14 protein-coding genes and 1 riboswitch are annotated in these 16,663 nt (G+C 67.7%); of the genes, 6 read left to right on the plus strand and 8 right to left on the minus strand.

Annotation, left to right across the window (positions count from 1 at the left end):
- On the plus strand, positions 1 to 520 hold a 520-nt coding region (locus ACIP6N_RS22150), incomplete at its 5' end, for an IS3 family transposase (RefSeq protein WP_401817901.1).
- Here ACIP6N_RS22150 and ACIP6N_RS22155 read toward each other — a convergent pair.
- From ACIP6N_RS22155 to gcvT, 8 genes are all read right to left on the minus strand, one after another.
- Entirely contained in the window at positions 504 to 2,813 is a 2,310-nt protein-coding gene (locus ACIP6N_RS22155) for a tetratricopeptide repeat protein (protein ID WP_401817903.1), read from the minus strand. The two genes, ACIP6N_RS22150 and ACIP6N_RS22155, sit on opposite strands and share 17 nt — an antisense overlap.
- Entirely contained in the window at positions 2,767 to 3,540 is a 774-nt protein-coding gene (locus ACIP6N_RS22160; RefSeq protein ID WP_401817906.1) for a hypothetical protein, read from the minus strand. The genes ACIP6N_RS22155 and ACIP6N_RS22160 overlap by 47 nt, the downstream gene beginning before the upstream one ends.
- A gap of 463 nt (positions 3,541 to 4,003) precedes the next feature.
- Positions 4,004 to 4,903 (minus strand): nucleotidyl transferase AbiEii/AbiGii toxin family protein, encoded by a 900-nt coding sequence (locus ACIP6N_RS22165; RefSeq protein WP_401817907.1) that lies wholly within the window; start codon positions 4,901 to 4,903, stop codon positions 4,004 to 4,006.
- Positions 4,903 to 5,517, minus strand: a complete 615-nt coding sequence (locus tag ACIP6N_RS22170; RefSeq protein ID WP_401817909.1) for a hypothetical protein — start codon at positions 5,515 to 5,517, stop codon at positions 4,903 to 4,905. The genes ACIP6N_RS22165 and ACIP6N_RS22170 overlap by 1 nt, the downstream gene beginning before the upstream one ends.
- Before the next feature lie 253 nt (positions 5,518 to 5,770).
- Positions 5,771 to 7,153 carry an L-serine ammonia-lyase gene (locus ACIP6N_RS22175; protein ID WP_401817911.1) on the minus strand — a complete coding sequence of 461 codons (1,383 nt, stop codon included), beginning with the start codon at positions 7,151 to 7,153 and terminating at the stop codon, positions 5,771 to 5,773.
- Positions 7,154 to 7,320: 167 nt separating this feature from the next.
- Positions 7,321 to 8,589 (minus strand): serine hydroxymethyltransferase, encoded by a 1,269-nt coding sequence (glyA, locus tag ACIP6N_RS22180; RefSeq protein ID WP_401817913.1) that lies wholly within the window; start codon positions 8,587 to 8,589, stop codon positions 7,321 to 7,323.
- 70 nt (positions 8,590 to 8,659) lie between these two features.
- The gene (gene gcvH / locus ACIP6N_RS22185; protein WP_401817914.1) at positions 8,660 to 9,037 is read right to left on the minus strand and encodes a glycine cleavage system protein GcvH; all 378 of its coding nucleotides are present in this window, start codon (positions 9,035 to 9,037) and stop codon (positions 8,660 to 8,662) included.
- 153 nt (positions 9,038 to 9,190) lie between these two features.
- Positions 9,191 to 10,315, minus strand: coding sequence for a glycine cleavage system aminomethyltransferase GcvT (gcvT, locus tag ACIP6N_RS22190; RefSeq protein ID WP_401817916.1), 1,125 nt, complete (start codon positions 10,313 to 10,315; stop codon positions 9,191 to 9,193).
- A 208-nt stretch (positions 10,316 to 10,523) separates the two neighbouring features.
- A riboswitch (glycine riboswitch) is annotated at positions 10,524 to 10,620 on the minus strand.
- Positions 10,621 to 10,866: 246 nt separating this feature from the next.
- On the opposite strand from gcvT, the gene ACIP6N_RS22195 reads away from it, so the two are divergent.
- The 5 genes from ACIP6N_RS22195 to ACIP6N_RS22215 all read left to right on the plus strand — a co-directional run bounded on the left by ACIP6N_RS22195 (position 10,867) and on the right by ACIP6N_RS22215 (position 16,559).
- Positions 10,867 to 11,550, plus strand: a complete 684-nt coding sequence (locus ACIP6N_RS22195) for an AAA family ATPase (protein ID WP_401817918.1) — start codon at positions 10,867 to 10,869, stop codon at positions 11,548 to 11,550.
- 77 nt (positions 11,551 to 11,627) lie between these two features.
- Positions 11,628 to 12,368 carry an enhanced serine sensitivity protein SseB gene (locus tag ACIP6N_RS22200; RefSeq protein ID WP_401817921.1) on the plus strand — a complete coding sequence of 247 codons (741 nt, stop codon included), beginning with the start codon at positions 11,628 to 11,630 and terminating at the stop codon, positions 12,366 to 12,368.
- A 131-nt stretch (positions 12,369 to 12,499) separates the two neighbouring features.
- The gene (locus ACIP6N_RS22205; protein ID WP_401817924.1) at positions 12,500 to 13,282 is read left to right on the plus strand and encodes an enhanced serine sensitivity protein SseB C-terminal domain-containing protein; all 783 of its coding nucleotides are present in this window, start codon (positions 12,500 to 12,502) and stop codon (positions 13,280 to 13,282) included.
- A 440-nt stretch (positions 13,283 to 13,722) separates the two neighbouring features.
- The gene (locus ACIP6N_RS22210) at positions 13,723 to 14,724 is read left to right on the plus strand and encodes an ABC transporter permease (RefSeq protein WP_401817925.1); all 1,002 of its coding nucleotides are present in this window, start codon (positions 13,723 to 13,725) and stop codon (positions 14,722 to 14,724) included.
- A gap of 62 nt (positions 14,725 to 14,786) precedes the next feature.
- Positions 14,787 to 16,559: an ABC transporter substrate-binding protein gene (locus ACIP6N_RS22215; protein ID WP_401817928.1), complete on the plus strand. Its 1,773-nt coding sequence runs from the start codon at positions 14,787 to 14,789 to the stop codon at positions 16,557 to 16,559.
- The last annotated feature ends 104 nt before the right edge of the window (positions 16,560 to 16,663 follow it).

Here is a 16,663-nt window from a genome sequence, read left to right on the forward strand (position 1 = left end):
CGCGGACTTCACCCACGTGAAGACCTGGTCCGGTGTCGTCTACGTCGCGTTCGTCGTGGACACCTTCTCCCGCCGGATCGTCGGCTGGGCCGCGGACACCGTGAAGGAGACGGTCTTCGTGCTGGACGCCCTGGAGATGGCGATCTGGCAGCGCGACCGCGACCAACACCCTGTTCAACCAGGAGAGTTGATCTATCACTCGGACGCCGGGTCGCAGTACACGAGTTTCCGGCTCGCCGAACACCTGGACGCGGCCGGCATCGCAGCCTCCATCGGCAGCGTCGGCGACGCCTACGACAACGCCCTCATGGAGAGCACGATCGGCCTCTTCAAGACCGAGCTGATCAAGCCCCGACGGCCATGGAGGACACTGTCCGACGTCGAACTCGCCACCGCCGAGTACGTCGACTGGTATAACCACCGACGACTCCACGGTGAGATAGGCCACGTCCCGCCCGTCGAATACGAGAACAACCACTACCGCGCAACCACGAAACCCCAGGTCACAACCAACATCTGAGCTCTCTACCGAACCCGGAACGGTTCAGTGCGAGGTTGGCTTCATACAGCGGCACAGCCAAGTCAGTTTGGTCATTGGCGCGGTAGATCTCAGCCAGGTACTGCCGTTGCTTGACTGTGTCCGGGTGGGTGACGCCGAGTTCCTTCTCCGCGAGCGCAACGCTGTGTTCCAGCAGTTCGGTCGCCCGGGGGAGGCCGCCGGACCCGCCGAGGGCGCGGGCCAGCATGGCGGTGCAGTGAAGTGTTTGCGGGTGGACGCGGCTTAGTTTGGCCTCCAGTTGGGCGTGGACGTCCTCCAGGACGGCGACGGCCTGTGCCGCGTTGTCGGACTCCATGTGAGCGGCGGCCAGGTTTATCCGGCTGGTGACCGTGTGCGGGTGTGTGTCGCCGAAGATGAGGCTGGCGTTGCACACGGCGGCTTCGAGGACCTGGACGGCGCGCGGAGCGTCGCCAACTGCGAGATGTGCGAGGGCCAGGTTGCTCCGACACACCACGGTGTGCGGGTGGTCCTCGCCGAGCGAACGGACGCACCGCTCCAGCGTTGACTCGGAGAGAGGGACGGCCTGTGCCGGATTGTCCGTCTGGCGTAGTGCGTCGGCCAGGCCGATGTAGTTGGACAGGGTGTCAGGGTGGGACTCGCCGAAGACCTGCTCGCACTGGGTGACGACGGTTTCGAACAGCGGGACGGCGCGATCAGGGTCGCCCGCCGCGAGGTGTGCATTCGCGAGGCCGCTTCGGGTGGCGAGGGTATGGGGGTGGGTCTCGCCGAGCAGCGCGGCACGGTGCTTGAGGATGGTGTCGTACTGGGCGATCGCCTGTCCATCGTGGCCGGCGGCCCGGTATGCCTGCGCGAGCCCGTTCCTGGTGGTCAAGGTCTGAGGATGGCCCTCGCCGAGGAGGTGGGTGCTCTGCGCGGCCGCGGTCTCCAGCAATGGAAGCGAACGGGTGAAGTCTCCGGCGTCTCGGTAGGCGCAGCCGAGATTCGCACGGATGGCAATGGTTTCTGGGTACGCCTCGCCGTACACCTCCTCGCATCGGACCAGGGCCGTCTCGAGGTGCTGCGCTGCCTGGTCAGGCCGTCCGGCGATCAGATAGGCGTAGGCAAGGTTGTTCCGGCTGGTGATGGTTTTGGATTCGCTGTCGCCGAACGCCTGCTGCCACTGTGTGAAGACGGCGGTGTACATCGGAATGGCGCGGGACAGGTCGCCGGAAGCGAGGTAGACCGCCGCTAGACCCTGCTGGCTGCTCAACGTGGCAGGGTGAGTTGGTCCTAGGGATCGCTGGTGATGCGTGAGTGTGGCCTCATACAGAGCGACAGCACGACCCAAGTCGCCGGACGCATGGTAGGTGCGGGCCAGTTCCTCGCAGCTGACGAGAGTGTCGGGGTGATCGTTGCCAAGTGCGTGCCTACGCCGGGCCAACGTCTCCTCGTGGAGTGTGATGGCACGGGCTAGATCGCCGGAGTCACGGTACGAGTTGGCAAGGTTGGCGGCGACGGTGAGCGTCCCTGGATGCGAGTCGCCGAGTACCTGCGCGCACTGGGCGACCAACGGTTCGAGGATGGCGATGGACCGTTCGAAGTCCCCGGCTCCGTAGTAGGCGTCGCCCAGGTTCGAACGGACCTTCATGGTGATTTCGTGCTCGGCGCCAGCGAGCGCTTCGCAGCGGGCGAGGGCCGCCGTGAGTAGCGGAACGGCGCGGCCGTCATGGCCGAGGCCCTGGAGGTAGAGTGCAGCGCTCGCGTACCGGCCGGCGGGAAAGGTGTCAACGTGTCCGTCAGGAGTGGTGGCCGCGAGCGCGACGAGATGCGGAAGCAGCCGATCCCAGGTGGGGGACCGGCCGGAGTCGGGCGGTTCTCCCAGGGAGGTGACCGCAGCGCTCAGCAGCCGTTCGGCCTCCAACCTGCCGGTTGGCGCGCTGTCACCGATGGGCGACTGGTTCCGGAGTGTGGTCTGGACGAGGCGGTGGATGCTCACCGAGTCCGGAGTGAGGGAGACCATGCAGTAGACAGCAAGCACCCCTAGGGCTTCGTGCAGGTCGTCGCTGTCGTTGGCAATAGAGGTCAGCAGTCCAACTGGGATGTCATCGGGGGCTAGCCACGCCAGTGTGGACAGGACGCGGACCGCCAGGGGGTTGCGCTCCGTGAGGGTGCTAATCGTCTGGCGCCAGATCCGGGCGACCGTGCGCTCTGGGTCTACACCTTCGGGAGCCTTGTCCAACGCGCCTAGCAGCCGTCGGCGGTAACGTTCAATGCTGATCGTCGGGTTCTGCGCGAGGTAGGCGCCGGCCTGCATCAGGGCGAGGGGAAGCTGCCCCAGATCGGCTGAGAGGGCCCGGGTCTCCTGTATCTGACGGATGGGTCGGCGAAGTCGCCCCGAGCACCTGCCTACAGAGGAGATCATTCGCTGCAGCCAGGTCGAGTACGTCGAGGGCCAGCGTTGCGATGGAGGTCGGCCAGCTAGCTGACCGTCGGCTCGTGGCGATGACGTGACCGTTAGGCGCGCTGACGTAGGGCTGCAGATCGGGCGGATCCTCAACGTTGTCGAAGACCAGCAGCCACCCCGGATGCCACTGCAGCCACAACGTCGCCCAGGCGGCGCGCTCTTCGGTAGTTGCGCTGCCGGCCCACACAGGGATCAACCGCAGAGCGAGGTCGGCCAGCGATTGCTCGATGTGGACGGGTGATGCGGCAGCAATCCACCACGTCACGTTGTAATCGCGGCGGTGTCCGTGGGCATACGCAAGAGCGAGGGTGCTCTTGCCGACGCCGCCGAGGCCCTGCACGACGGCAGTCCCATCGGCCGACTGCCCGAGCGTGCCGCGCAGCCAGTCCAGCTCATTCGTGCGGCCGAAACACAGCGGGAGCGGCGGCAGGTTGGTGAGCCCGGCAGGTGCCTGAACATCGCGCGCCGAACTCAGCAACTCGGCCGTCAGAACGTTGACCGGGCCGGTGACCGCTGTCCCGATGTGATGGGCGGCGACGGATCCGGCCCCTTTTGCTTGGAAAGTGGATTCCGTCACCGCTGGACCCGCCGACTCCCGTGGCGAACGGTGACCGTCGACCTCTCTTTGCCCGACGGCCTACTGCGTGCCCTCATCTCAGTCCCCTCTGCAGGCCGACTGGGTGTCTCGCTCACCAGCACCGCGCGCACGCGTTTCCCATGTTGGGTCAGTATCGGCTGACAGGCGACGAGAGTTCCATGGAATCGGGGCTTCGTTGCTGACACGATCGTTGATATTGAGGTCGGCCACGCGCGCCCCCAGGAGCCAGTGGTCTCAAAACTCCTCAGTCTCAGTTGTGGTCTCAGGTGGTGGGAAATCTGGGCTGGTCCAACTTGGTCCGTGGTCGTCCGACACCAGCACTGACCAGGTGTTTCGTTCTTGTGGTGGATGCCTATGGAAGCCGGCGGATCAAGATCGGACAATTCGGCATGCGTAGGTTCCGGGGTTCCCCCGAAGGCCTGGTCGGTCGGCCAGGTCTGGTTCATGACCACGTGAGGGTCGCCGCACTCCAAGTGAGGGTGACGGCGTCGCCGTTGAGGAGTGTGTCTGCGAAGGCAGTGACTTGCCGGACGACGTCCGTGAAGCGTTCGGGGTAGCTGGTTGCGGCGGGGCCTTGCCGGCGGCGCCAGGCGGTGTAGGAGGTCTGGCGGCGCTCGCCGAGGTCGGTGATGGTAGAGCTGAGGGGTTTCAGGGTGATGCCGCGGTGTGTGGCGGTGGCGGTCAGTGCTGTGGTGAGTTCTTGGCCGTCCAGGTCGTTGAGTGTGAGCAAGCGGTAGAGGTCACCGTAGTCGCGGTCGCGGGTGTTGAGCTCGCCGAGTGAGACAGCGGTGGAGAGTTTCTCGGCGATGACGGTGGCAAGTGGGTAACCGAAGATCTGGAAGCTTTCCTCCGTGAGCTGTTGTGGGTAGTCGATGAGCCGGGGGCCGGGCGTGACGGGGTCGCCGAAGCTGACGTCCAGTTGAAGTTTGAGCCGCGCTCGGGCGATGGAGGCGGCCATGGACAGGCGTAGGCCGTGGTATTCGTCCTCCTCGCGGATGGGAACCGTCTTGAGCGCCGTGGGATCGAACACGACTCCATCGTCGTTCTCGGTGGCGGCGATGGCCGCGATTCTGTGGATGATCTCGGTTTCTGTGCCTGGGAACGAGCGGCCGAGGATGTCGATGTCGCGGGTCATTCGACGTGCGCCGAACTGGGCGAGCAGCAGGCCACCCTTGAGAACGAAGTGCTCCCGGCCCAGGGGTGATGAGGCCAGGCGGTAGAGGAACCGTTCGAGGACGTACTCGACCATGACCTCGTCCGTCGACCGGCTGGTGCGGCGGGCCAGGTTACGCAGGTCGTTGTAGACGCGGCCGGCGGTGGTGTTGCGGGTGGGGTTGGCCATCAGGCGAGCACCGCCTCTACGGCGGGGCGGACGACGGAGAGAGCGTCCAACTCGCGTGCGAAGTGCTGAAGTTCGCCGACACCGCCTCGCCCGCTCCGGCGCAGGTAGCGGCCGAGCGCGGACAGGGCGAGGGTCTCGCCGAGGCGGCTGCGGTGGCGCATCGCGTCGACGACGCTGCGGGCCGCGTTGTACATGGGGATGGTCTCTCCCGGGGCTGCTTCGAACCGTTCGATACCGAGGTCGAAGGTCTTCGCGGCGTACTGCGCCACCACGGTCGGCGGGTAGGAAATCGTCGGGCGGCGTGTACCGCGCGGCACGGCGATGTGTACTGCTGCGGGGATGTCGTCGATCAGCTCATGCAGGGCCAGGGCGGATTCACCGCACACGACGGCGCGAGGAGCCCGTGCGCACACAGCCAGCAGATCCGCGTGCGCGGTCTCCGGGGCGTCTGCACGCCGGTACACCCCACGGGACAGTTCGTCTATCTCCGCTTCCGTGACCAAGTGCGCCAGATCGCGAGGGGAGAGCAGGGCCTGACGTGCCTGCGCCGTCGTAAATGTGGGGGATAGGCCGGCCAGCCGCTGTTCCAGGCGAGAGTTTTCCGCAGCATCCATGTATCAAATGGTACCCCTCATGTGGCCCTGAGGGATCGATTTAATACACTCCGTGGTGGGTGAGCGGCGCATCCGGTGTTGATCGCGTACCGCAAACCTGCAGGTCAAGAGCTCCTTCCTCAGGGACTGCCCAGGGACTTTTCAGGGACTTTCACGTCTGCCTCAGGGAGTCTCCAGGGACTTTCCGCCGCGTAAGCAGGGAAGGCCCTGACAGCGCTGAAAGACACGAACGCGCTGGTCAGGGCCCATTCCCCTAGCACTCGATGATGTTGACCGCCAGCCCGCCGCGCGCCGTCTCCTTGTACTTCACGGACATGTCCGCGCCCGTCTCCTTCATGGTCTTGATGACCTTGTCCAGGGACACCTTGTGGCTGCCGTCGCCGCGCAGCGCCATCTTGGCCGCCGTGACCGCCTTCACCGCGGCCATGCCGTTGCGCTCGATGCACGGGATCTGGACCAGACCGCCGACCGGGTCGCAGGTCAGGCCCAGGTTGTGTTCCATGCCGATCTCCGCGGCGTTCTCGACCTGTTCCGGGCTGCCGCCGAGTACCTCCGCGAGGGCGCCCGCGGCCATGGAGCACGCCGAGCCGACCTCGCCCTGACAGCCGACCTCGGCGCCGGAGATGGAGGCGTTCTCCTTGAAGAGCATGCCGATGGCGCCCGCCGCGAGGAGGAACCGTACGACGTTGTCTTCCTTCTCCTCGGGGGTGGCGCCGCCCGCTGCGAAGTTCATGTAGTAGTGCAGGACCGCCGGGATGATGCCCGCCGCACCGTTGGTGGGGGCGGTGACGACGCGGCCGCCTGCCGCGTTCTCCTCGTTCACGGCCATCGCGTAGAGCGTGATCCACTCCATGGCGTGGGCCTGCTGGTCGCCCTCCGCGCGCAGCTGGCGGGCGGAGTGGGCGGCGCGGCGGCGGACCTTCAGGCCGCCCGGCAGGATGCCCTCGCGGGAGATGCCGCGAGACACGCACGCCTGCATGACCCGCCAGATCTCCAGCAGCCCGGCCCTGATCTCGTCCTCGGTGCGCCACGCCTTCTCGTTGTCCAGCATCAGCGCGGAGATCGACAGGCCGGTCTCCCGGGACATCCGCAGCAGCTCGTCGCCGGTGCGGAAGGGGTGCTTCAGCACGGTGTCGTCGAGCTTGATGCGGTTCTCGTCCACCGCGTCCTCGTCCACGACGAAGCCGCCGCCCACCGAGTAGTACGTCTTCTCCAGCAGCGGTGTGCCCTCGGCGTCGTACGCGAAGACCGTCATCCCGTTGGCGTGGTACGGCAGGGCCTTTCGGCGGTGCAGGACCAGGTCCGTGTCGGCGTCGAAGGCGATCTCGTGCGCGCCGAGCAGGTTCAGCCGTCCGCTGGTGCGGATACGTTCCGCCTCGGCGTCCGCGTTCTCCACGTCGACGGTGCGCGGTGAGTTGCCCTCCAGGCCGAGCAGCACGGCCTTCGGGGTGCCGTGGCCGTGGCCCGTCGCGCCGAGGGAGCCGTACAGCTCGGCCCTGACCGTGGCGGTGTGGGTGATCAGGCCCTCGTTCTTGAGGCGGTGGGCGAACATGCTCGCCGCGCGCATCGGGCCGACCGTATGAGAGCTGGACGGGCCGATGCCGATCGAGAACAGGTCGAAGACCGAGATGGCCACGGGGGTACTCCTAGCTGGTGGGGAGACGCCGTTGTCCGCCGGGGTGGTGCGGAAAGCGGCGGCGTACGCGGGGCGGGGCACCGCGCGTGCACGGTCCAGTGTGCGCGGTGCCCCGGAAACCCGGATGCGGACCGTACGTACGTATGGAGCGTACGGCCCGCGGACTGCTACAGGTTCGGGTAGAGCGGGTGCTTGTCCGCCAGCGCCGAGACCCGGGCGGCCAGGGAATCGCGGTCGAACGCGGGCTTGAGAGCCGCCGCGATGATCTCGGCGACCTCGGTGAAGTCCTCGGCCGTGAAACCGCGGGTGGCGAGCGCCGGGGTGCCGATCCGCAGACCCGAGGTGACCATCGGGGGGCGCGGGTCGTTCGGGACGGCGTTGCGGTTCACGGTGATGCCGACCTCGTGGAGCCTGTCCTCGGCCTGCTGGCCGTCCAGCTCGGAGTTCCGCAGGTCGACCAGGACCAGGTGGACGTCCGTGCCGCCGGAGAGAACGGAGACGCCGACCTCGGTGACGTCCGGCTGTACCAGCCGCTCGGCGAGGATGCGGGCGCCGTCCAGGGTGCGCTGCTGGCGCTCCTTGAACTCCTCGCTCGCGGCGACCTTGAAAGAGACCGCCTTGGCCGCGATGACGTGTTCCAGCGGACCGCCCTGCTGACCCGGGAAGACCGCGGAGTTGATCTTCTTGGCCAGTTCCTGCGTGGAGAGGATCACACCGCCCCGCGGGCCGCCGAGGGTCTTGTGCGTGGTGGTCGTGACGACGTGCGCGTGCGGCACCGGGTTCGGGTGCAGCCCCGCGGCGACGAGACCGGCGAAGTGCGCCATGTCGACCATCAGGTACGCGCCGACCTCGTCGGCGATCCGCCGGAAGGCCGCGAAGTCCAGCTGGCGGGGGTACGCCGACCAGCCAGCCACGATCAGCTGCGGGCGGGTCTCCTTGGCCAGGCGCTCGACCTCGGCCATGTCGACCTGGCCCGACTCGCCGTCGACGTGGTACGGCACCACGTTGTAGAGCTTGCCGGAGAAGTTGATCTTCATGCCGTGGGTCAGGTGCCCGCCGTGGGCGAGGTTCAGGCCCATGATCGTGTCGCCGGGCTTGAGCAGCGCGAACATCGCGGCCGCGTTGGCCTGGGCGCCGGAGTGCGGCTGCACGTTCGCGTGCTCGGCGCCGAACAGCTCCTTGACGCGGTCGATGGCGATCTGCTCGATCACGTCGACGTGCTCACAGCCGCCGTAGTAGCGGCGGCCGGGGTAGCCCTCGGCGTACTTGTTGGTCAGGACGGAGCCCTGCGCCTCCATGACCGCGACCGGAGCGAAGTTCTCCGAGGCGATCATTTCGAGGGTGGACTGCTGACGGTGGAGTTCGGCGTCGACAGCGGCGGCTACGTCCGGGTCGAGATCGTGGAGCGAGGTGGTGAGGAGCGACTTCGAAGACATCACAGTCCCTGGGGTGTCAGTTGCCGGGGCTTGCCGGGCGGTCCGGAAGGGCCGGACCGCCCGGGGCACGTCAGTTGCCGGAGAACGCGGCGTACTCGTCGGCGGTGAGCAGGTCGCCCGGCTCCTCCGCGACACGCACCTTGAACAGCCAGCCGCCCTCGAAGGGCGCGGAGTTCACCAGCGAGGGGTCGTCCACGACGTCCTGGTTCGTCTCGGTGACCTCGCCGGTCACCGGGGCGTACAGATCGCTGACCGACTTGGTGGACTCCAGCTCACCGCAGGTCTCGCCCGCCGTGACGGTGTCCCCGACCTCCGGGAGCTGGACGTACACGACGTCGCCGAGGGCGTTCGCCGCGTATTCCGTGATGCCGATCGTCGACACGCCCTCCTCGGCGGCCGTCAGCCACTCGTGCTCCTTGCTGTAACGCAGCTGCTGGGGGTTGCTCATGACCTGAATTCTCCTGTACGCGGGGGAGTGGTGGGGAACAGCGTCTTACGGACTGAGACCGGATGCCGGAACCGGCCCGGGACACCGCTCGTATCGCTTCTGACGCCTGTGCTTCCGGGCGCCCGTGCTTCCGGTGCTTTACTTCCGGTGCTTTTACTTCTGGCGCTTGTAGAACGGCAGCGCCACGACCTCGTACGGTTCGTGCGTGCCGCGGATGTCGACCCCGACGCCCGCCGTGCCCGGCTCGGCGTACGCGGCGTCGACGTACGCCATCGCGATCGGCTTGCCCAGGGTCGGCGACGGAGCGCCCGAGGTGACCTCGCCGACGACCTCGCCGCCCACGACGACCTGGTACCCGGCGCGCGGGACGCGGCGGCCCTCGGCGATCAGGCCGACCAGCTTGCGCGGCGGGGCGCTCGCGGCACGCTCGGCCGCCGCCTCCAGTGCCGTACGTCCGACGAAGGCGCCGCCGTTGGACGTCTTCTCGAACTTGACCACGCGGCCGAGGCCCGCGTCGAACGGGGTCAGGGCCGTGGACAGCTCGTTCCCATACAGCGGCATGCCCGCTTCGAGACGGAGCGTGTCGCGGCACGACAGACCGCAGGGCACGAGCCCGACGCCCTCGCCGGCCTTCGTCAGCGCCTGCCACAGCTGCTCGGCGTACCGGGGCTCGACGAACAGCTCGAAGCCGTCCTCACCGGTGTAGCCGGTGCGGGCGATCAGCGCGGGCACGCCGGCGACGGTGCCGGGCAGGCCCGCGTAGTACTTGAGCCCGTCCAGGTCGGCGTCGGTCAGCGACTTCAGGATGCCGGGCGACTCCGGGCCCTGGACGGCGAGCAGCGCGTAGGCGTCGCGGTCGTCGCGCACCTCGGCGTCGAAACCGGCCGCGCGGGCGGTCAGCGCGTCCAGCACCGTCTGCGCGTTGGAGGCGTTGGCGACGACCATGTATTCGTCCTCGCCGAGGCGGTAGACGATCAGGTCGTCGAGGATCCCGCCGTCCTCCTGGCAGATCATCGTGTAGCGGGCGCGGCCCACGGCCACCCCGCCGATGTTGCCCACCAGGGCGTGGTCGAGGAGCTGGGACGCGGCGGGGCCCGTGACGGTGATCTCGCCCATGTGGGAGAGGTCGAAGAGACCGGCCCGGGTGCGGACGGCGGTGTGTTCGTCGCGCTCGCTGCCGTAGCGCAGCGGCATGTCCCAGCCCGCGAAGTCGGTCATGGTCGCGCCGAGCGAACGGTGCACGGCGTCGAGCGCGGTGAGTCGGGGGGCAGTGCTCATCAGTGGGGCTCCCAGGGCATGGCGGCGTGACGACAGGACGGCATGACGGTGAGGACGGTCCTCCCCATCTGTCATCGGAACCTGAGAGGTTCGTCGCGACCCGCGCGTGACCGCGCGTACTCCGTACTGCGTAACCACGTACGCACCGATGGTCGTGACTTGCACCTTGGGTGGGGCCGCTTGGCTGCGGCCCGCTTTTCAGATCTGCCTCATCCACGCGGTACGGGGCCTGAGAGATTCAAGGGAGGACTTGCTCCTTCGGCGCCCGGCACACACGGTGACCGGGACTCTCCCGCGCGGATTCAAACGGCCGGTATGCAGTTGGCGGGCACATCATCGCATGCCGGACGCCTGCCCGGGACTCCGGAGCGCACGCCGCCGCTGCCGGACCGCCGCCGTGAAAGGCTTGTGCGGCATTGCCAATTCTTTACACTTTGTGGGAAGTCTCATGGGCCGGACGGCTGATCGGCGGCGACCGTGCCGGTGCCGGCCGTGACGGGCGCGTGCCGGGCCGGGGTGCCGGCCGTGGAGTCGCAGGCAGGGGGACGGGGATGGCGGTACGGCGGTTCGACGCGGGTCCGACGACCGCGGGGGTGCCGCCGGCGCGGCGGCCCCACGCGCGCGAGACGGTGGTGCCCCCGGCGCGGGCCGTACGCGATCTGCGCCGGGGGCCACTGGGGGGCGGAGATGTGCCCCGGCGTCTCGTCTTCGCGTCCGGGGACGTGGTGGTGGTCTCCGGCCTCCCGGGCAGCGGCAAGTCCACCCTCATCCGGCGGACCGCCGAGGGCGGCGGGGTCGATTCGCAGGACGCCAGGGACCGCTGGGAACGCCGGATGCCGCGTCCGCTGCCCTACGCCGTCTACCGCCCTCTGGTGCGGATCGCGCACTACCTCGGCTTATGGCGGACGCTGCGCTCCGGCGCCGGTGTGGTCGTGCATGACTGCGGCACGCAGAAGTGGGTACGCCTCTGGCTGGCGCGCGTCACCCGCGGTCGCGGCCGGCGGCTCCATCTCGTCCTGCTGGACGTGCCGCCCGATGTCGCCCGCGCCGGACAGCGCGAGCGCGGACGGGGCGTCTCCGGCTACGCCTTCGCCCGGCACCGCCGCGCGGTGCGGCGGCTGATCGCCGGAGCGGAGGAGGGACGGCTGCCCGCGGGGTGCGCCTCGGCGGTGCTGCTCGACCGGCACGCCGCGGGGGCGCTGGGACGTATCGCCTTCACAACGGCGCCGCGTTGAGAACATCTCCGGATCACCCGGGGCGCCGCCTGCGGCGTTATGGTGCTGCGGCAGGTACGAGGGTGGAGGGAAGACCGTTGAACACAGCATGGCCGGGCAACGAGCTGGAAGAGGTGCTTGCCGCCTCGCTCGGCAACGAAGGGGCGGGCGCACGGCTCGTCGAGGTCCTGGGGCGGAGCCAGGTATGGGTGCCGCTGCCCAACGGCGGCAGCCCGGAGAGCCGTGACCTCGACCTGCCGACGGTCGAGATCGAAGGCGGCGCGTACGTCCCGGTGTTCAGCTCCGAGGGCCAGTTCCTCGACTGCGTCGGCGCGCACATGGCGTTCACGGTCGCGCCGGCGCGCGACTTCGCCCGCGGTCTGCCCCCGCAGCTCGGTATCGCCGTCAACCCCGGTGGCACGGTGGGGATGCCGCTGCCGCCGCACGCGGTGGCCGAATTGTGCCGCACGGGACGCACGGTGCTCGACGGTCCCGCGACCGGCGGCCGGGTCAGGCTCTTCGAGCCCGACTGGCAGGAGGAGCCGGTCGACTTCCTGGCCGCGGCCGGTGAGGAGTTCGAGGCGGCCGGAGTGGTGCTCACCGCGCGCCGCGCGCTCGCGAGCATCGAGGGCGACGCCCCTTCTCTCTTCATCGGCGTCCAGCTCACCTCCTGGGAAGGCCCCGAGCGCAACGCGCCGCTGGACGCGCTCGGCCGCGCGCTCGGCCGGATACAGGTGGGCTGGCAGGTCAATCTGATCCTGCTCGACGTGGCCCAGGACCCGGTCGGCGACTGGATGCTGGAGAAAGTACGGCCGTTCTACCAGCGCGGATACGTCTGACGGACGGCACGCGGCCGTGCGCGCGGCCGCCCGCACGCGGGCGACACCCGGCGTCAAGTCAGTACAAGAACGGCCACCTAAGCTGATTTGATGACGGTTGAATGGCGGATCGAAGAGGGGCGGGACCCATAGTGAGCGCGTCAGGCACCGCGGCGGACGGGCAGGTCGAGCAGATGCTGCGCCAGGTGACGCCAGGACGCTACGACGCGTACGAGGCGCTTCTGCAAGCTCTCGCCGAGAGTCCGGCCGACCGGCTGTGGATGCTGCTGTGGCACGGCGAGTCCGGTTCGCCGGACGCGCAGTACGGCAACATGGAAGTCGACGGCCTCGGTTACGCCCCCTGCGTCACCTCCGCCCAGGAGCTGGCCGCCAGTGGCTGGAACCGCGCCTACGAAGTCGTCACCGGCCGCGACATCGCCCGCGCGCTCTACCCCGACCGCTGGGGCATCTGGCTCAACCCGCACGCCCCCGGCGGCGGTGTCGGCATTCCCTGGCTCGACCTGCGCCGGATCGCCACCGGCCTCGACCTGATGCCCGCGGGACCGCTGCGGCTGTCGGAACCGGCCATCGAGATCCCGCAGTTCTACGCGCTGCTCACGCAGAACGCCCACCGCACGCCGGCCGTCAGGTCGCTGCGGCGCGCGTGGGTGCAGCCGGCCATCGGCGCCCCGTACCTGACCATCGGTCTCGACCTGTACGACATGAGCCCGACGTCCGTCGCCTCCGTGCGCACGATGATGCAGCAGTCGATCGCGACGGTCCCCAACGGACTGGCCGTCTCCACGGTCGCGATGTCCGACGAGTACGACCCGGTGGCGATGTGGCTGCGCGCCAACTCCCGTCCGTTCTACGACAGGGACGCCCACGGCGCACCGCAGGGACCGTCCGGATACGGGTACCCGCGCCCGTACTGACCTGAGCACGGGGGCAGTTGGGCAGACACCTGCGCTGCAGGAATCACACGGGAAATCCGCATCCCACACGGCTGACGCGCGTAGAACGTGCCCGGGAAGTACGCCTGTGGGGGTAATGCCCTCCCCTGTGCGCTGGTTTGCGCATTGGGAGTTGTGATCCACCCTGTCCCAAATGGCATACGTCCGCCTATGGTTACCCGCAGTCCGGATAACGGAACACCTCTGAGAGCATCACGGTTGCGCATCCATTCGCCGTCAGGACTGGCGGGTGATCGCAAACGACGTGAAGACTCCCCGCATGCATGGCCTTTCGGGCCTGTGTGCGAGCGGCCCGACCCGCGTGACGGAGTCAGTCTGCTGCTCGCGACACTGATAGGAACGCGCCGCTACAGCGGCAAGTGCGGGCCGGTCACCGCCGGTTGAGAGGGGTTCTTGCCACGATGACGGCACCATTGCACGAGCCGACCACGGAAACGGCGCCGAGTGCGACGGAAGAGGTCGCCGCCGTTCCGGAGAAGCGGGTCCAGGGCCGGTCGCTCAGTCGTATCGCCTGGGGCCGGCTGAAGCAGGACAAGCTGGCGCTCACCGGCGGAATCGTCGTGCTCCTGCTGATCCTGGTCGCGGTGCTCGCGCCACTGATCACCCACCTGGTCGGCCAGGCGCCGAACGAGTATCACGAGGAGCTGATCGACCCTCTCTTCTCGACGCCCACGGGTTCCTTCGGAGGGATCAGCGGAGAGCACCTCTTCGGGGTCGAGCCGGTCAGCGGCCGCGACGTCTTCGCGCGCATCGTCTACGGCGCACAGGTCTCGCTTCTGGTGGGCTTCATGTCCGCTGTCGTCGCCGTCCTGCTCGGCACCGTCCTCGGCGTACTGGCCGGCTACTTCGGCGGCTGGCTCGACGCCGTCATCAGCCGTGTGATGGACATGCTGCTTGCCTTTCCGCAGTTGCTGTTCATCATCGCGCTGGTCTCCGTCATGCCGAACGACATGCTCGGCCTGAGCGGCAGCGGCGTCCGGCTGCTGGTGATGATCCTGGTGATCGGGTTCTTCGGCTGGCCGTACGTCGGACGAGTCGTCCGCGGTCAGACGCTTTCCCTGCGCGAGCGGGAATATGTCGAAGCCGCCCGCAGTCTCGGAGCGGGGCAGGGCTACATCCTGTTCAAGGAGCTGCTGCCCAACATCGTCGCGCCGATCATCGTCTACTCCACGATGATGATCCCGACCAACATCCTCACCGAAGCGGCACTCAGCTTCCTGGGCGTGGGCGTCAAATCACCTACCGCTTCCTGGGGACAGATGCTCTCCTCCGCGGTGGGCTACTACGACTCGGACCCGATGTACATGCTGATCCCGGGTCTGGCCATCTTCATCACCGTGCTCGCCTTCAACCTCTTCGGGGACGGTGTGCGTGACGCGCTCGACCCGAAGGGGTCGCGCTGAACCGCGGTACATCAGGGCCCGTTCACCAACGGGCTGTTACTCACTTCGGAGGATCCGAGATCGTGATTACCCAACGCACCACGGGGCGACGCAAGCAGGTCCTCGCTGCCGCTGTCGTGTCCGCGGCCCTGCTGTGCACGGCGGCGTGCGGCGGCGGCGCCAAGGACGACAAGAGCGGCAGCGCGGCAGGCTTCGATGCGGCCAACAACAAGGTGGCCAGCGCCTCGGCGAAGAAGGGCGGCACGCTCAAGTTCGCGACCGTCCAGGACGCCGACTCGTGGGACACCACCCGCGCCTACTACGGCGCCGTGTGGGACTTCATGCGTTTCTACAGCCGTCAGCTCGTGACCTACAAGACGGAGCCCGGTGCGACCGGCTCCGAGGTCACCCCGGACCTGGCCACGGCCAAGGCCGAGATCACGAACGACGGTAAGACGTACAAGTACACCCTGCGTGACGGAAGCACCTGGGAGGACGGCAAGGCCATCACCTCCCAGGACGTCAAGTACGGCATCGAGCGTCAGTGGGCGCAGGACGTACTGTCCGGCGGCCCGGTCTACCTGAAGGACGCGCTCGACCCGAAGGGCGAGTACAAGGGTCCCTACAAGGACACGTCCAAGGACGGCCTGAAGGCGATCCAGACGCCGGACGCGAAGACGATCGTCTTCAACCTGCCCGAGGCGAACAGCGACTTCGAGCAGATGCTCGCGCTCATGTCCTCGTCCCCGGTGCGTCAGGACAAGGACACCAAGTCCAAGTACAGCCTGCACCCGTTCTCCTCCGGACCGTACAAGTTCAAGTCGTACTCCCCGAACAAGTCATTGGTGCTCGTGCGCAACACGAGCTGGAAGCAGTCCTCGGACCCGGTCCGCAAGGCGCTTCCGGACGAGGTCACCATCAACATGTTCAGCAACGCCGACGACATGGACAACCGTCTGCTCGCCGGGGACTACGACCTCGACTTCAACCAGACCGGTCTCTCCCCGCAGGGCCGCATCAAGGCGCTGAAGCAGAACAAGGAAAACCTGGACAACCCGACGTCGGGTTACATCCGGTACGCCGTGTTCCCGCAGAACGTGAAGCCGATGGACAACATCCACTGCCGCAAGGCCGTGATCTACGGAGCCGACCACAAGTCGCTCCAGACCGCGCGTGGCGGCCCGCTGGCGGGTGGCGACATCGGTACCAACATGCTGCCCCCGGCGGTCCCGGGCTCCGAGGGCCAGAAGTACGACCCGTACGGCCTGGCCGCCAACGACGGTGCGGCGAACATCGCCAAGGCCAAGGAAGAGCTGAAGGCCTGCGGTCAGCCGAACGGCTTCAAGACCACCATCGCGGTGCGCAACAACAAGCCGGTCGAGGTGGCCAGCGCCCAGTCGCTCCAGGCGTCGCTGAAGAAGATCGGCGTCGTCGCCGAGCTGGACCAGTTCGACGGATCGCAGGTCGCCGGCATCATCGGCAACCCGACGATCGTCAAGAAGAAGAACTACGGCATCATCATCATGGGCTGGGGCCCCGACTTCCCGTCGGTCCAGGGCTATGGCGTGCCGCTGTGGGACAGCAAGTACATCCTTCCCAGCGCGAACAACAACTTCGCGATGATCAAGGACCCGAAGATCGACAGCGCCTTCGACAAGTTCACCACGGAGCTTGACGACACGAAGAAGGCGCAGATCGCGACGGAGATCAATCACAAGGTGATGGAGGGCGCGTACTACCTGCCCTTCACCTTCGAGAAGTACATCAACTTCCGCTCCAGCAGGCTGACCAACGTCTACACCACCGACGGTTTCGCCGGTGTGTACGACTTCGTCAGTCTCGGCGTAATGAAGTAACCACCACCGGTACACCCGCCGTACGGCACGAAAGGCAGGTGAAGGCCGGCGCGGTGTGACCGCGGGCCACCGGACGAACTCCGGTGGCCCGCGGCCCGCCGCAT

This window comes from Streptomyces sp. NPDC088725 (assembly GCF_044751305.1).
In the GTDB taxonomy this organism is placed as follows: domain Bacteria; phylum Actinomycetota; class Actinomycetes; order Streptomycetales; family Streptomycetaceae; genus Streptomyces.

Coding starts and splice junctions, on each gene's coding strand:
- ACIP6N_RS22155 (WP_401817903.1), bottom strand. CDS start 2,813: ATGCAGGCCGGCGCCTACCTCGCGCAGAACCCGACGATCAGCATTGAA.
- ACIP6N_RS22165 (WP_401817907.1), bottom strand. CDS start 4,903: ATGGCCAACCCCACCCGCAACACCACCGCCGGCCGCGTCTACAACGAC.
- ACIP6N_RS22170 (WP_401817909.1), bottom strand. CDS start 5,517: ATGGATGCTGCGGAAAACTCTCGCCTGGAACAGCGGCTGGCCGGCCTA.
- glyA (WP_401817913.1), bottom strand. CDS start 8,589: ATGTCTTCGAAGTCGCTCCTCACCACCTCGCTCCACGATCTCGACCCG.
- gcvH (WP_401817914.1), bottom strand. CDS start 9,037: ATGAGCAACCCCCAGCAGCTGCGTTACAGCAAGGAGCACGAGTGGCTG.
- gcvT (WP_401817916.1), bottom strand. CDS start 10,315: ATGAGCACTGCCCCCCGACTCACCGCGCTCGACGCCGTGCACCGTTCG.
- ACIP6N_RS22195 (WP_401817918.1), top strand. CDS start 10,867: ATGGCGGTACGGCGGTTCGACGCGGGTCCGACGACCGCGGGGGTGCCG.
- ACIP6N_RS22210 (WP_401817925.1), top strand. CDS start 13,723: ATGACGGCACCATTGCACGAGCCGACCACGGAAACGGCGCCGAGTGCG.